General features: G+C 74.9%; 14 protein-coding genes. 10 read left to right on the top strand and 4 right to left on the bottom strand.

Annotated features, from left to right (window positions below):
- Nucleotides 1–52: 52 nt before the first annotated feature.
- Nucleotides 53–955 carry a universal stress protein gene (locus ACQP1P_RS19995; protein ID WP_433088213.1) on the top strand — a complete coding sequence of 301 codons (903 nt, stop codon included), beginning with the start codon at nucleotides 53–55 and terminating at the stop codon, nucleotides 953–955.
- On the top strand, nucleotides 952–1,749 hold the full coding sequence (locus ACQP1P_RS19990) for a universal stress protein (protein ID WP_433088211.1): 798 nt from the start codon (nucleotides 952–954) through the stop codon (nucleotides 1,747–1,749). The genes ACQP1P_RS19995 and ACQP1P_RS19990 overlap by 4 nt, the downstream gene beginning before the upstream one ends.
- A 36-nt stretch (nucleotides 1,750–1,785) precedes the next feature.
- Here ACQP1P_RS19990 and ACQP1P_RS19985 read toward each other — a convergent pair whose 3' ends face one another.
- The 3 genes from ACQP1P_RS19985 to ACQP1P_RS19975 form a co-directional block, all read right to left on the bottom strand.
- Entirely contained in the window at nucleotides 1,786–2,670 is an 885-nt protein-coding gene (locus ACQP1P_RS19985) for a universal stress protein (RefSeq protein ID WP_433088209.1), read from the bottom strand.
- Between the two features lie 340 nt (nucleotides 2,671–3,010).
- A complete protein-coding gene (locus ACQP1P_RS19980) occupies nucleotides 3,011–4,381 on the bottom strand; it encodes an alpha/beta hydrolase (RefSeq protein ID WP_433088207.1) in 1,371 nt (456 codons plus the stop codon).
- Nucleotides 4,382–4,643: 262 nt separating this feature from the next.
- Complete coding sequence (locus tag ACQP1P_RS19975; RefSeq protein ID WP_433088205.1) at nucleotides 4,644–4,979, bottom strand: hypothetical protein; 336 nt, start codon at nucleotides 4,977–4,979, stop codon at nucleotides 4,644–4,646.
- A 157-nt stretch (nucleotides 4,980–5,136) separates the two neighbouring features.
- On the opposite strand from ACQP1P_RS19975, the gene ACQP1P_RS19970 reads away from it, so the two are divergent.
- Both ACQP1P_RS19970 and ACQP1P_RS19965 read left to right on the top strand, forming a co-directional pair.
- The gene (locus ACQP1P_RS19970) at nucleotides 5,137–5,769 is read left to right on the top strand and encodes a LuxR C-terminal-related transcriptional regulator (protein ID WP_433088203.1); all 633 of its coding nucleotides are present in this window, start codon (nucleotides 5,137–5,139) and stop codon (nucleotides 5,767–5,769) included.
- The gene (locus ACQP1P_RS19965) at nucleotides 5,766–6,836 is read left to right on the top strand and encodes a sensor histidine kinase (RefSeq protein ID WP_433088202.1); all 1,071 of its coding nucleotides are present in this window, start codon (nucleotides 5,766–5,768) and stop codon (nucleotides 6,834–6,836) included. Before ACQP1P_RS19970 ends, ACQP1P_RS19965 begins: the two co-directional genes overlap by 4 nt.
- Before the next feature lie 21 nt (nucleotides 6,837–6,857).
- Here the strand turns inward: ACQP1P_RS19965 and ACQP1P_RS19960 are convergent, their stop codons facing one another.
- Nucleotides 6,858–7,223, bottom strand: a complete 366-nt coding sequence (locus ACQP1P_RS19960) for a hypothetical protein (RefSeq protein ID WP_433088200.1) — start codon at nucleotides 7,221–7,223, stop codon at nucleotides 6,858–6,860.
- Nucleotides 7,224–7,356: 133 nt separating this feature from the next.
- On the opposite strand from ACQP1P_RS19960, the gene ACQP1P_RS19955 reads away from it, so the two are divergent.
- From ACQP1P_RS19955 to ACQP1P_RS19930, 6 genes are all read left to right on the top strand, one after another.
- Nucleotides 7,357–8,958, top strand: a complete 1,602-nt coding sequence (locus ACQP1P_RS19955; RefSeq protein ID WP_433088199.1) for a Na+/H+ antiporter — start codon at nucleotides 7,357–7,359, stop codon at nucleotides 8,956–8,958.
- Nucleotides 8,959–9,056: 98 nt separating this feature from the next.
- Entirely contained in the window at nucleotides 9,057–10,103 is a 1,047-nt protein-coding gene (locus ACQP1P_RS19950; protein WP_433088197.1) for a sulfate ABC transporter substrate-binding protein, read from the top strand.
- Nucleotides 10,103–10,963, top strand: coding sequence for a sulfate ABC transporter permease subunit CysT (gene cysT / locus ACQP1P_RS19945; protein WP_433088196.1), 861 nt, complete (start codon nucleotides 10,103–10,105; stop codon nucleotides 10,961–10,963). Before ACQP1P_RS19950 ends, cysT begins: the two co-directional genes overlap by 1 nt.
- The gene (locus tag ACQP1P_RS19940; protein ID WP_350623071.1) at nucleotides 10,956–11,744 is read left to right on the top strand and encodes a sulfate ABC transporter permease; all 789 of its coding nucleotides are present in this window, start codon (nucleotides 10,956–10,958) and stop codon (nucleotides 11,742–11,744) included. The genes cysT and ACQP1P_RS19940 overlap by 8 nt, the downstream gene beginning before the upstream one ends.
- Nucleotides 11,744–12,697, top strand: coding sequence for a sulfate/molybdate ABC transporter ATP-binding protein (locus ACQP1P_RS19935; RefSeq protein ID WP_433088194.1), 954 nt, complete (start codon nucleotides 11,744–11,746; stop codon nucleotides 12,695–12,697). The genes ACQP1P_RS19940 and ACQP1P_RS19935 overlap by 1 nt, the downstream gene beginning before the upstream one ends.
- Nucleotides 12,694–13,107, top strand: coding sequence for an Rrf2 family transcriptional regulator (locus ACQP1P_RS19930; protein ID WP_433088192.1), 414 nt, complete (start codon nucleotides 12,694–12,696; stop codon nucleotides 13,105–13,107). Before ACQP1P_RS19935 ends, ACQP1P_RS19930 begins: the two co-directional genes overlap by 4 nt.
- The last annotated feature ends 14 nt before the right edge of the window (nucleotides 13,108–13,121 follow it).

The raw sequence follows: 13,121 nt of genomic DNA, 5'->3' as shown, positions 1-13,121 counted from the left end.
CGTTGCCACGGCCCGGTTCGGCGTGCGTACCGTCGGAGTGGAGGAGGTCGCGATGGTTGCCGAACACAGTGTCGTCGTCGGCGTCGACGGCTCCCCACCGAGCCTGCACGCGGTCGACTGGGCCGCGGTGGACGCGGTGCGCCGCCGCCGGCCCCTGCACATCCTCTACGCGTTCGTCTGGCCGCCGGCCTATCCGCCCGCCGCCGCGCCGGTGCCGTCGCCGTTCGAGGTGCGGGTGCAAGAGGAGGCCGCGCAGACGGTCGCCGACGCGGCGGCCCGGGCCCGCGCGGCCGCCCCCGACGTCCGGATCACCACGTCCATGCGGCCGGACCCCCCGACCGTGGCGCTGCTGCGCGCGTCCGCGCACGCCTGCGAGGTGGTGGTGGGCAGCCGCGGCCACGGTGGCTTCGCCGGGCTGCTGCTCGGCTCGGTCGGGGTGCAGGTGGCCGCGCACGCGCCCTGTCCGGTGGTGGTCGTACGCCGCGCCGATCGGCCGGACGGGTCCGAGGCGGGCCGCGTGGTGGTCGGCATCGACGGCTCGCACGACGCCGGGGACGCGCTGGGGTACGCCTTCGAGCACGCGTCCGCGGCCGCGTGCGGGCTGACGGCGGTGCTGGCGTACCGCTGGCCGGGCTCCATCACCAGACCCGACGATCTGCTCCCCCTGACCTACGAGGCCGCCGACCTCACCGCCGAGGAGCAGCGCACCCTGGCCGAGTCGGTCGCCGGGTGGCGGGAGAAGTTCCCGGACGTCGACCTGCGCACGAACGCGGTGCGCGGCCGGGCCGCCGCGGTGCTCGTCGAGCTGTCGGCCGGCGCGCGGCTGCTGGTGGTCGGGTCCCGCGGCCGGGGCGGGTTCGCCGGGCTGCTGCTCGGCTCCGTGTCCCAGGTCGCGATTCACCACGCGGCCTGCCCGGTGGCCGTGATCCGGCACCCGTCGCGGGAGTCGTCGTGACCGGCGCCGACCGGCCGGTGCTGGCCGGCGTCGACGGCACGACCGACAGCCTCGGCGCCGCGCGCTGGGCCGCGGACGAGGCCGTGCGGTGGCACCGGCGGCTCGAGGTCGTCCACGTCGGGCAGATCCCGGACGCCACGCCGGCCGAGCGGGCCGAGGTGGAGATCCGGCGCTGGCAGCCGAGCCTGCGCGTCACCACCCACACGCTGCGGGGCGCCCCGGCGGACCGGCTGATCGAGCGGTCCGACCACGCGAGCCTGATCGTGGTGGGCGGCCAGGACGCCCTCGGGCTCCACTCCCCGCCGACCGACTCGGTCGGGGACCGGCTCGCCGCGGGCGCGCACTGCCCGGTGCTCGTCGTGCACGAGGCCGCCCGGTGGGCCGGCCCGGCACCGCTGCCCGACGACCGGCCGGTCCTCGTCGGCATGGACGGCTCGGACCGGGACAGCCCGGCCCTCGACCTGGGCTTCGCCGAGGCGGCCGCGCGGGGCGTCACCCTCGTGGCCGTGCGGGTCGGGCGACGGCCGGCGCACCACGCCGGGCCGGCCGGTGACGGGACCCACGCCATGCGGCTCGAGCTGCAACCGTGGGAGGCCCGGTATCCGGCGGTCCGGGTCGAGGCCCGCGTCGTCGACGGCCCTCCGGCGCCGATGCTGGTCGAGGCGGCCGGCGGCGCGGCCATGGTGGTGCTCGGCCCCTCCGGCCGGGGCGAGCCCGGCGACCGGCGCCTCGGATCGGTGACCCGGCAGGTCCTCGACCACGCGCCCGCCGCGGTCCTGGTCGCGGGCGGTTGATCGTGGTCGCGGGCGGTTGACCGGGGGACGCCGCGCTCACCCGGTCGCGGCCTCCTCGTGCGGGTCGGTGCGGGCGATCAGCACCGGGCACTCGGCCCGGTGCAGCAGGCGCAGGCCGACGGATCCGAGCAGCAGCCCGGTGAACCCGCCGCGGCCGCGGCTGCCCACGACGACCAGCCGCGCCCGCGCCGACCGCTCGCCCAGCACGTCACCCGCCTCGCCGGCGTCGCCGTGACACTCCCACCGCACCCCCGGGAATTGCTCGGCGGCCGCCGCGACCCGGGCCGTCGCGGCCGCGGTCAGCGTGCGGGCCGCCTCGTCCATGTCGCGCAGCAGCGGTGGCGACCCGATCGCCGGCGGCGACAGCGGCGCCTCGATCGCCCGCACCGCGACCAGGTCGTCGCCCGAGCGCTGGGCCTCGGCGAAGCCCAGCCGCAGCGCGGCACCGGCCGAGGCCGAGTCGTCGACGCCGACGAGCACGCCGCCGGTCGGGTCCGGCCGGCCGCGCACCACCGCGACCGGGCAGCGGGCGTGCGCCGCCACCTGCTGACTGACCGAGCCCGCGACCGCGCCGACCGCCTGGGGCCGCCCCCGGGTGCCGACCACGAGCAGCGCGGCGTCGGCCGCGGCGCGCAGCAGTGCCTCGGCCGGCTGGCCGTAGACCGCCTCCGCACGGACCTCGACGTCGGGTGCGACGACCGCGACATCGCGGGCCCCGTCGGCGACCACGAGCTCGGCCAGCTCGCGCGCGGTATCGGCGAGATCGCCGCGGGGGGCGAGGAAGGCCGGCACCCGCCAGTGGTAGGCCAGCAGGATGTCCACGGCCGCGCGCCGCCGGGCGGCGGCCGCCGCGGCCCATCGCACCGCCGCCGCCGACGCCGGCGTGCCGTCGACGCCGACCACGATCCGCTCCTCGGTCATCTCGTCCCGCCCTCTCCGTGCCGGCGCCGGCCGTTCGGCGCGGGGCGCAGGTGCCCGGGTCGGCGCCGTTCATGCACGCCGGGCCGCGGCCGGCGCAGCGGGCCGGGGCGCCGACGGAGGGGGAGGCGGAGGGTTTTGCGGACCGGCCCGACAGCTGCCGTGCTGCGGGGGGCGGTGACACCCGGTGGATGTCACCTGCGGTAGGACCGGCCCGGTCTCAATCAACCACCCCGGCGGCGGTTTCGTCCTCGGCCCGACGGGTCGCGGGCCGGCGATGATCGGAGGCGCCGCCCCGTCCGCTCGCCCGACCCGGTCCGTGTGATGTCGCCCGGGGGCCCGCTCATGCCGTCGGGCTCGGGCCGGGCAGGCCCATCTGCGCGCTGAGTGGCGCCAGCAGGCCCCGCAGCGCGGCCGAGGCGAACTGCCAGTTGTGCCCGCCGGCCCCGATGAACTGGTGGGTGGGGATGCCGGCCCGGGTCGCCAGCGCGGCGAGCTGCCGGGAGACCTCGGCGCAGCGGGGATCGTCCTGCCCGGCGGCGAACCACAGGGTGATGCCGGGGTAGGTGTGGTGGGCGAGGAGCAGGGCGGGATCGTGGGCCGCCGGGGCCGCGGCCCGGCCGCCGTAGAGGGCGACGAGGCTGTGCTCGGGGCTGCCGAGGTTCGGCCGGGCGTCGCCGCCGAGGTCGACGGCGTGGCGGTAGACGCCGGGGTGGCCGAGGACGAGGTCGAGGGCGCAGGTGCCGCCCTCGGAGAAGCCGACGATGCCCCACCGGGAGGCGTCGTGGCGCAGGCCCAGGGTGCCGGTGATGAAGGCGGGCACGTCGGTGGCGAGGTAGGTCTCGGCGTTGCCGCGCGGCCCGTCGACGCACTCGGTGTCGCCGGTGGCGGAGCCGTTCTGGTCGGCGACGACCAGCACCGGCGCCTCGCCGCCGTGGGCGGCCGCGTAGGCGTCGTCCGTGGCCTCGCCGCCGCCGGCCTTCAGCCAGTTGATCGGGGTGCCCGGGGTGCCGACGAGCATGACCAGCACGGGCAGGTCGGCGCGGTGCGGGCCGTAGTACGCCGGGGGCAGGTAGACGGCGCCGGGGCGGTGCGGGAAGTGCGACACCGTGGCGGGCGCGTCGAGCATCATCAGGGTGCCGCCGACCGGCGACCGCGCCGCCGGGTCGCCGTCGAGCGCGCGCCGGGCGTCGGCGCCGCGCAGTGTGCCGTCGTGGCCGAGCATGTCGCCGGCCGTGGGCCAGATGCCGTACTCCTGGTCGATGAGCATGAGCGCGCCGACAGCGGTGAGCGGGACCGCCGCCACGGCCGCGGCCCGGCGCCACCTCGCCCCGCCACGTCCGGCGCCACGTCCGTCGCCACGTCCGTCGCCACGGCCGGCGCGGCGGCCGAGGGCCGGCGGGCATCCGGCGATCGCGGCGAAGGCGGCCCCGATCCACACGGCGAAGCTCGGCGGGTAGGCGTCGGTGACCGTCCCGGTCGCCCGCAGGGCCAGGGCCAGGACGCCCACGGCGGCGGCGACGCCCAGGGCGAGCAGCAGCGCCGAGCGCCGGGTCCGGCGGTCCCCCGGCCGCACCCAGACGAAGCCCAGGCAGAGCAGCCCGGCCGTCTCCAGCCCGGCGGCGATCGGCCGGTCGAGCAGCGGCACCGGGTCCAGCGCGCCGGCGGCGGCCAGCGCCGCGAACCCGGCCGCCGGCCCGACCACGATCGCCACGGCGGTCACGGTTGGGGCGGCCGGTGCCATCCGCCGGGGCCGTGGACGCCGGGCGGGCCGTGCCGCGGTGGCCGGGTCGTCGGTCACGCCGCCGGTCGTGGTGCGGGCGGCCGGGCGACGGGGGTGCGTGATCCTGGGTGCGACCATGATGCGCGCCCTCCGGGCTGTCGGTGCGGGGCGGGATTCGGCCCAAGGTGCCCCGGCCGCCGGGGGTGAAGCCGGCGGCCGGGCGAGATGACGCATGGCGCGGTCCCGGGGGTCGTCACGGATCGACGGTGATCTCATGGGCCCAGTGCGACCGGCTCCCGATGACCATGCGGACGTGGTCGCCCGGCCGCAACGACCCGAGCGGACGGTGGCCCGGTTCGACGGCGATCCGGCCGACCGGCAGGCGGATCGTCGCGTCCTGGCCGCGCAGCGCGTCCCCGGCGCCGGTGTCGTGCAGGCGCAGGCTCTGCGCGCCGAGATCGACGCTGATGACGCTGCCCTCGGCGCGCATCGTGCCCGACCCGCCCGCCGAGGCCAGCAGCGGGAGTCCGGCCGCGAGGCCGACGCCGGCCGCGAGCGCCAGCAACGCCACCTGCCGTCGAGTGTTCAACAGTTGCTCCCGGAGCCGATCAACCCGATCGTGACCGGCCGCCCGCGCCGCGCGGATCCGGGACGGCCCGCACCCCCGTTGCGGGTATGCCGCAGGCCATCGGCAGGCCATCGGCAAGGCCATCGGCAAGGCCGCCGGCACGGCCTACGCTGTGCCCATGGCGAAGTCCCCGCCGTGGCGGATCCTCCTGGCCGACGACCACACGGTGGTGCGGGCCGGCCTGCGCGCCCTGCTCGCCGCCGACAGCCGCTGCGAGGTGGTCGGCGAGGCATCCAGTCTGGGTGAGCTCCGCGCCCTGGCCCACAACCTGCGGCCCGACCTCATCGTGCTGGACCTCAGCTTCGGCGCGGAGCACGCGCTGAGCGTCGTGCCCGGCCTGCTCGAGCCGGACGAGGCGCCGCGCATCGTCGTGCTCACCATGCACGACGACGTCGCCACCGCGCGGCAGGCCCTCACCGCCGGCGTCCAGGGCTACCTGATCAAGGAGTCGGCCGCCGACGAGCTGCTGCGCGCCGTCGAGACGGTCATGTCCGGCTCCACCTACCTGCACCCCGAGCTGGGCGCGCGGATGCTCCGCCAGCCCGAGCCGCCCGCCGACGGGCTCAGCCCGCGCGAACGCCAGGTCCTCGCCCTCGTCGCCCGCGGCCACACCAACGCCGAGATCGCCGAGCAGCTGCTGGTCAGCCTCCGCACCGTGGAGACCCACCGGGCGAACCTCCGCACCCGGCTCAACCTGCACAGCCGCGCCGACCTCGTCGACGCCGCCCGCCTCTTCGGCCTGCTGCCGTGACCGCCGGCCCCGGCACCAGGCATCCGGAGGTCTGGACGACCGGCGACGCCGCGACGGCTCGGGCCGGGTCGGCCCCGTCCCGGATCGCCGTGCGGGCGCTCGTCGCGCTGGGGCTGGCGTCGCTGGCCGCGAGCGTCGTCATCGAGCTCGGCGACCTGCACCCGACCGCGGAGATCGCCACCGGCGCGACCGCCAGCGCCGCGCTGCTGCTGGCCATGGCGTTCAGCCGCGGCACCGAGACCCGGGTGCTGCAGCGGCGCGGCCAGCTCCTGATCGGCGCCGGCCTGGCCGCGCTGCTCGTGGTCGCCGCCCTCTGGCAGCTCACCGAGCACGCCGCGCCCCGGGTGCTGCTGCTGCTGATCCCGGTCGCGCTGCTGTTCGCCACCGCCGGCCTGGCCGTCCGCGAGGCCGGCATCCAGCGCCGTCAGGCCCTGGCCCGCGAGCTGCGGGCCCGCATCGACGGCGAGGAGGCCGAACGCCGCCGATGGGTCCGCGAGCTGCACGACGACACCCTCCAGGAGCTCGCCGCCGTCATGGTCACGCTCGGGGCCGCCGCCGGCGGTGGTCCCGCGGCGCAGCTGCGGGGCATCACCGACGCGCGCGAGCTCGTCGGGCGGCAGATCCAGACGCTGCGCCGCCTGATCGCCCAGATGCGGCCGCTCGCGCTGGACAGCCTCGGCCTCACCGCGGCGATCGAGGACCTGGGGCGGCACGCCCGCGACGCCAGCGGGCTCGACATCGAGGTCGCCGCGGAGCCCGTGCCGAGGCTGCCCAGCGACACCGAGATCGCCCTGTACCGCATCGTCCAGGAGGCCCTCACCAATGCCATCCGCCACTCCGGCGCCACCAGCATCACGATTCGCACCGCCACCGGCCCGGGCACGCTGGAGGTCAGCATCACCGACAACGGCGGCGGCATCCCGGAACGCGGCTTCACGCACGGCCACGGCATCACCGGCATGCACGAGCGGGCCGGAGCGGCGGGGGCGCGCCTCAGCATCACGGCCGCGCCCGGCGGCGGCACGACGGTGCGCCTGCGCCTGCCGGCCCCGGCCACACCGGCGTGACCCGGACGCGGCGCCCGAGCCTCAGTAGCTGAACGTGGTCGCGCCCTCGTCGCCGATCCACTGCCACATCGGTACCGTCCCGCCGAGCTCCGCGCCGTCGATCAGCCGGGTCTTGTCCAGGTGGCGGGCGTCGAAGCAGATCGGGCACACCAGGTAGCGCCCGCCCGCGGCCGCGTACCGCGCCATGAGGTCGGCCAGCGGCGGGCAGCCCTCGCACGCCACGGCGGTCGCGACGCCCGGCACGGCCAGCCGGGCCGCCTCCTTCGTCAGGAACATCAGCGTCGGGCGGCCGGACTCGGCCGCCCCCACGGCGACGAGGAAGGCGACGGTCACCTTCTCGGCGTCCTCCAGCCCGGTGATGAGGCTGACCACGGCCTTACCGCTCATGATGATCTCCATTCGGCGTTTTGGTGCCGGAACGCTAACGCCGCAACCAGAGCGTGGTCCTGGGCAGAAGTCCCCATATTGGTGCGCCGCCGGAGCCCGCGCGCGACGCCCGCACCCGACATAAGGTCAACGGGTGAGTCCCGAGACGTTGCTGCTGATCGCGCTGGGTGCCCTGGCCGTCGTGACCGCGGTCCGGTGGATCGGCGAGCGGACGGGACTGCCCGCCGCCGCGCTGCTGCCGCTCATCGGCATCCTCTACGCGCTGCTGCCCGGGCCGAACGTCGAGCTCGAACCGCACATCGTGTTGACGTTCATCCTGCCGCCGCTGCTGTACTCGGCCGCGCTGGACTCGTCGCTGCTGGCGATCCGGGCCAACCTGCGCATCGTGATCGGGCTGTCCGTGCTGCTCGTGCTGGCCACGGCGCTGCTCATCGGGGCCGGGTTCGGGCTGTTCGTGACCGGGGCCACGCTCGCCGCGGGGGTGGCCGTCGGGGCCGCGGTCGCGCCGCCCGACCCGGTCGCCGCGCTCGCCGTCGGGCGCAAGGTCGGGCTCCCGCCGCGGCTCATCACGATCATCCAGGGCGAGGGGCTGCTCAACGACGCGACGGCGCTGACGATCCTCAACGTGGCCGTCGCCGCGGCCGTGGGCGGGCACTTCTCGTTCCCGATGGCCGCGGGGCTGTTCCTGCTCGCGGCGGTCGGGGGTGCCGCGGTCGGCATCGGGGTCGCCTTCGCGGTGCGGATGCTGCGCCCGATCGCCAAGGACGCGCTGCTGGCCAACGCGGTGTCGCTGGCCACGCCGTTCGTCGCCTACCTGGTGGGCGAGCAGCTGCACGTGTCGGGCGTGCTCGCCGTGGTGGTGGCGGGGCTGATCGTCGGGCACGACACGCCGCGCTCGGGGACCGGGGCCGGCCGGCTGCAGACCAGCGCGGTCTGGCGGCTCGTGGACTTCCTGCTGGAGGGGCTGGTCTTCCTGCTCATCGGGCAGCAGCTGCCGGCGGTGCTGCGGGGGCTCAGGCAGTACGACACCAGCACCGTCGTGACCGCGCTCGTCATCTCCGTCGGGGTCACGCTGCTGCTGCGGCCGGTGTGGCTGGCGCTGACGCAGGCCGCGCACCTGCTGCTGCGCCGCGAGGACGAGGGGCTGGCCGGGCGCGAGATCGCGGCGCTGAGCTGGGCCGGGACGCGGGGCGTGATCAGCCTCGCGGCGGTGTTCACGATCCCGCTGACCACGGACGCGGGCGAGGCCTTCCCGGACCGGGACCTGCTGCTGTTCTGCACGTTCGTGGTGGTGCTCGTCACACTGGTCGGGCAGGGGATCACGTTCGCGCCGCTGGTGCGGCTGCTGGGGCTGCGGCACAACGAGGTCGACGAGGCCCGGATGCGCAACGAGGCGCGGGCCGCGGCGGTGCACGCGGCGCTGGACCGGCTGGACGACCTCGACGAGGACGAGCCGGCCCAGCGGCCCGAGATCGACGCGCTGCGGGGCCGGCTGCGGGAGCGGCTGCGGCGGTACGAGCACCGCCTGGACGTCCTGCAGAACGCCGACAGCGACGAGCTGCCGGTGTCGGAGCGCTACGAGGCCGCGCTGCGCATCCGCCGTCTGGCGATCGAGGCCCAGCGCGACGAGCTGCTGCGCCGGCGGGATGCGGGCACGCTGCCCGACGAGGCCCTGCGCCGGCTCGAGCGGGAGCTCGACCACGAGGAGCGCGTGCTCCCCGACCGGCCGCAGTAATCCCATCTGGTGAGTGGGATTGACGAACGGCGCCCATCTTCACTACATTGCCTACTCATTAAGTAGACAACGTAGACTTTGACTTCAAGGATGGCTCCGTGAAGCTGCGTACCCGCGTGCTCGCTGTCAGTGCCGCGTTACTCCTGCCCGGGACCGCGCTGAGCGCCTGCGCCGGCACCGCGGACAACTCCACCTCGGCCGACGGCAACGGCGCCGTGACCCTCTCGCTCGTGGCCTACTCGACCCCGCAGGCGGCCTACGAGGCGCTCATCGCCGCGTACCAGAAGACCGACGGCGGCAAGAACGTCAAGTTCACCCAGTCCTACGGCGCCTCCGGCGACCAGAGCCGGGCCGTGGCCAGCGGGCTCAAGGCCGACATCGTCGCCTTCTCGCTGGAGCCGGACATCACGCGGCTCGTCACCGCCAAGCTGGTCGACGCGAGCTGGAACAGCGACCAGTACAAGGGCATGATCACCGACTCCGTCGCGGTCATCGGCACCCGCAAGGGCAACCCGAAGAACCTCAAGACGTGGGACGACATCGCCAAGCCGGGCGTGCAGGTGCTCACGCCGAACCCGTTCACCTCCGGCGGCGCGAAGTGGAACATCCTGGCCGGCTACGGCGCCAAGTCGAGCAAGGGCAAGGACGCGGCGGCCGGTGCGGCCTACCTCGACGCCCTGTTCAAGAACGTGCCGGTGCAGGACAACAGCGGCCGCGCCTCGCTGCAGACGTTCACCAGCGGCAAGGGCGACGCCTTCATCTCCTACGAGAACGAGGCCCTCTTCGCGCAGAAGAACGGCCAGGCCGTCGACTACACCGTGCCGGACGACACGATCCTGATCGAGAACCCGATCGCGGTCACCACCAACAGCGCCCACCCCGCCGAGGCCAAGGCGTTCCTGGACTGGCTGCACACGCCCGCGGCGCAGAAGATCTACGCCGAGAACGGCTACCGCCCGGTGGTCAAGGACGCCGGCGGCCCCACGTTCCCGACCCCGTCGGGCCTGTTCACGATCAGTGACCTGGGCGGCTGGTCGAAGGTGAACAAGGAGCTGTTCGACCCGGGCAACAGCGTCATGGCCTCGATCGAGCAGAAGCTCGGCATCTCCACCTCGGCCGCCCCGAGCCCGGCGGCGTCCAAGTAATGACCGCCACGGCCGTTCAGAAGCCCACCGGGTCCGGCTCCGCGCCGGGCCCGGCCGGGCCGCGTGTGCACCGGCGCCGGCCGCCGGTCGGCACCGCCCTCAGCCTCGGCACGGCGGTGCTGTACCTCAGCCTCATCGTGCTCATCCCGCTCGCCGCCGTCGTGTGGCGCTCGACCGAGGGCGGCTGGGACACGTTCTGGCGCGCCGTGCAGACCCCGGACGCCTGGGCGGCGCTGAAGCTCACCGTCGGCGCCTCGCTCGTCGTCGCCGTCGTCAACGTCGTCATGGGCACCGTCATCGCCTGGGTGCTGGTGCGCGACAACTTCCCGGGCAAGGCGATCGTCGACACGCTCATCGACCTGCCGTTCGCGCTGCCGACGATCGTCGCGGGGCTGGTTTTGCTGGCGCTGTACGGCACCAGCAGCCCCCTGCACATCAACCTCGCCTACACCCGGGTCAGCGTCGGGGTGGCCCTGCTCTTCGTGACGCTGCCGTTCGTGGTGCGCACCGTGCAGCCCGTGCTGCGCGAGCTCGACCGGGACATGGAGCAGGCGGCGTACTCGCTGGGCGCCTCCCCCGCCACGACGTTCCGCCGGATCATCCTGCCGAACCTCGCCCCCGCCATGATCTCCGGCGCGGGCCTGGCCTTCACCCGGGCCATCGCCGAATACGGCTCCACGAACCTGCTCACCGGCAGCATCCCGTTCGAGACCCAGGTCTCGGCGGTGAACATCTTCGGCCGCATCGAGAGCGACGACACCACGTCCGCCGCCGCGATCTCGACCGTGCTGCTCGTCGTCGCGTTCGTGGTGCTGATCGCCCTCGACCTCTTCCAGCGCTGGAGTGCCCGCCGTGGCTAAGTACCCGCTGCGCGTCCTCGCCCTGGTGTACCTGCTGTTCCTGCTGGTGCTCCCGGTCGGTCTGGTCATCTGGCGGACCTTCGAGCACGGCCTGCGGCCGATCATCGACACGCTGACGTCGGACAACGCCACCCACGCCTTTGCCGTCACGCTCTCGGTGGCGGTCTGGGCCGTGCTGGCCAACACCCTCTTCGGCGTCGTCGCCGCGCTGCTGCTCGTGCGGCACCGGTTCCCCGGCAAGCGGCTGCTGAGCGCGCTCATCGACCTGCCGCTCGCCGTGTCGCCCGTGGTCGTCGGCCTCGCCCTGATCCTGGTGTACGGCAAGTTCGCCCCGGCCGGCGGCTGGCTGGAGCGCAACGGCCTGCAGATCATCTTCTCGCTGCCCGGCATGGTCCTGGCCACCATCTTCGTCTCCCTCCCCCTCGTCGTGCGCGCGATCGTGCCGGTGCTGGAGGAGATGGGCGACGAGCAGGAGCAGGCGGCGCACACCCTCGGCGCGTCGCGCTGGCAGACCTTCCTGCGCATCACGATCCCGGGCATCCGGGCCGCGCTCGGCTACGGCGTGGTGCTCTGCCTGGCCCGCGCGCTCGGCGAGTACGGCGCGGTCGCCGTCGTCTCCGGCCGCCTCGTGGGCCAGACCCAGACCGCGACGCTGTTCGTCGAGGAGCGCTACCAGAACTACGACCAGACCGCGGCCTTCACCACCGCCAGCGCCCTGGCCCTGATCGCCATCGTCATCCTGCTCGTCACCAAGCTCCTGCGGCCGAAAGAGAACGCCTGATGGCCATCGAAGTCCGCGACGTGAACAAGTCGTTCGGCAAGACCCCGGTCCTGCGCGACATCTCCGTCGACATCGCCTCCGGCTCCCTCACCGCGCTGCTCGGCCCGAGCGGCGGCGGCAAGTCGACGCTGCTGCGCGTCATCGCCGGCCTCGAGCGCCCCGACACCGGCAGCGTGCACATCAACGAGGTCGACGCGACCGGCCTGACCCCGCAGCGGCGCAACGTCGGCTTCGTGTTCCAGCACTACGCGGCGTTCAAGCACATGACGGTGTACCGCAACGTCGCCTTCGGCCTCGAGGTCCGCCGCCGCCCGAAGGCCGACATCCGCAAGCGCGTCATGGAGCTGCTCGAGCTCGTCCACCTCGACCAGTTCGCCGACCGGTACCCGGCCCAGCTCTCCGGCGGCCAGCGCCAGCGCATGGCCCTGGCTCGCGCCCTCGCCCCGGAGCCGGAGGTGCTGCTGCTCGACGAGCCGTTCGGCGCGCTGGACGCCCAGGTCCGCAAGGAGCTGCGCACCTGGCTGCGCCGCCTGCACGACGAGGTCCACGTCACCACCGTCTTCGTCACCCACGACCAGGAGGAGGCGATGGACGTGTCCGACTCGATCGTGGTGCTCGCCGACGGCGTCGTGCAGCAGGTCGGCACGCCCGGCGAGATCTACGAGAACCCGGCCAACCCGTTCGTGATGAGCTTCCTCGGCCCCGTCACCCACCTCGACGGCCGGCTGGTGCGCCCGCACGACGTGGCCCTGTCCCGCGAGCCCGGCGGCACCGAGGCGACGGTCACGCGCGTGGTCTCGCTCGGCTTCGAGGTCCGCATCGAGGCCCGGGCCGGCGACCGTGACGTGTGGGCCCAGCTGACCCGGGCCGGCGCGAAGGCCATCGACGTCAAGCCCGGCGACACTGTGTACTTCAGCCCGTCCGCCGAGGCCCGGACCTTGGCCGCCGTGTGACCTCGACCGTCCGCATGCTTCCCAAGCGCATCGAGTACTCGATCCGGGCCCTGGTCGTCCTGGCCGGGTCCGCCCCGCAGACGGTCAAGGCCCAGGACGTGGCCGACGCCCAGGACATCCCGCCCGGCTACCTCTACGACTTGCTGGCCGACCTGCGCCGCGCGGACCTGGTCCAGGTCCAGCGCGGCACGGGCGGCGGCTACGCCCTCGCCCACCCGCCGGCGTCGCTGACCCTCGGCGAGATCGTGCGCCGGCTGGACGGCCCGGGCCAGGACCCGCCGACGGGCCACGACCTGCCGGTCGACCGCGCCATCGAGCGCCTGCACCACCTGTGGGACCGAGCCAACCGCGTCCGCCTGGACTACCTGGACGCGGTGACCCTGGCCGATCTCATCAACCACACCCGCTGAGGCGCGGACCCGGC

The organism is Dactylosporangium sp. CA-052675 (genome assembly GCF_050947935.1).
Classification (GTDB): domain Bacteria; phylum Actinomycetota; class Actinomycetes; order Mycobacteriales; family Micromonosporaceae; genus Dactylosporangium.
This window is presented reverse-complemented; position numbering and strand designations above follow the sequence as displayed.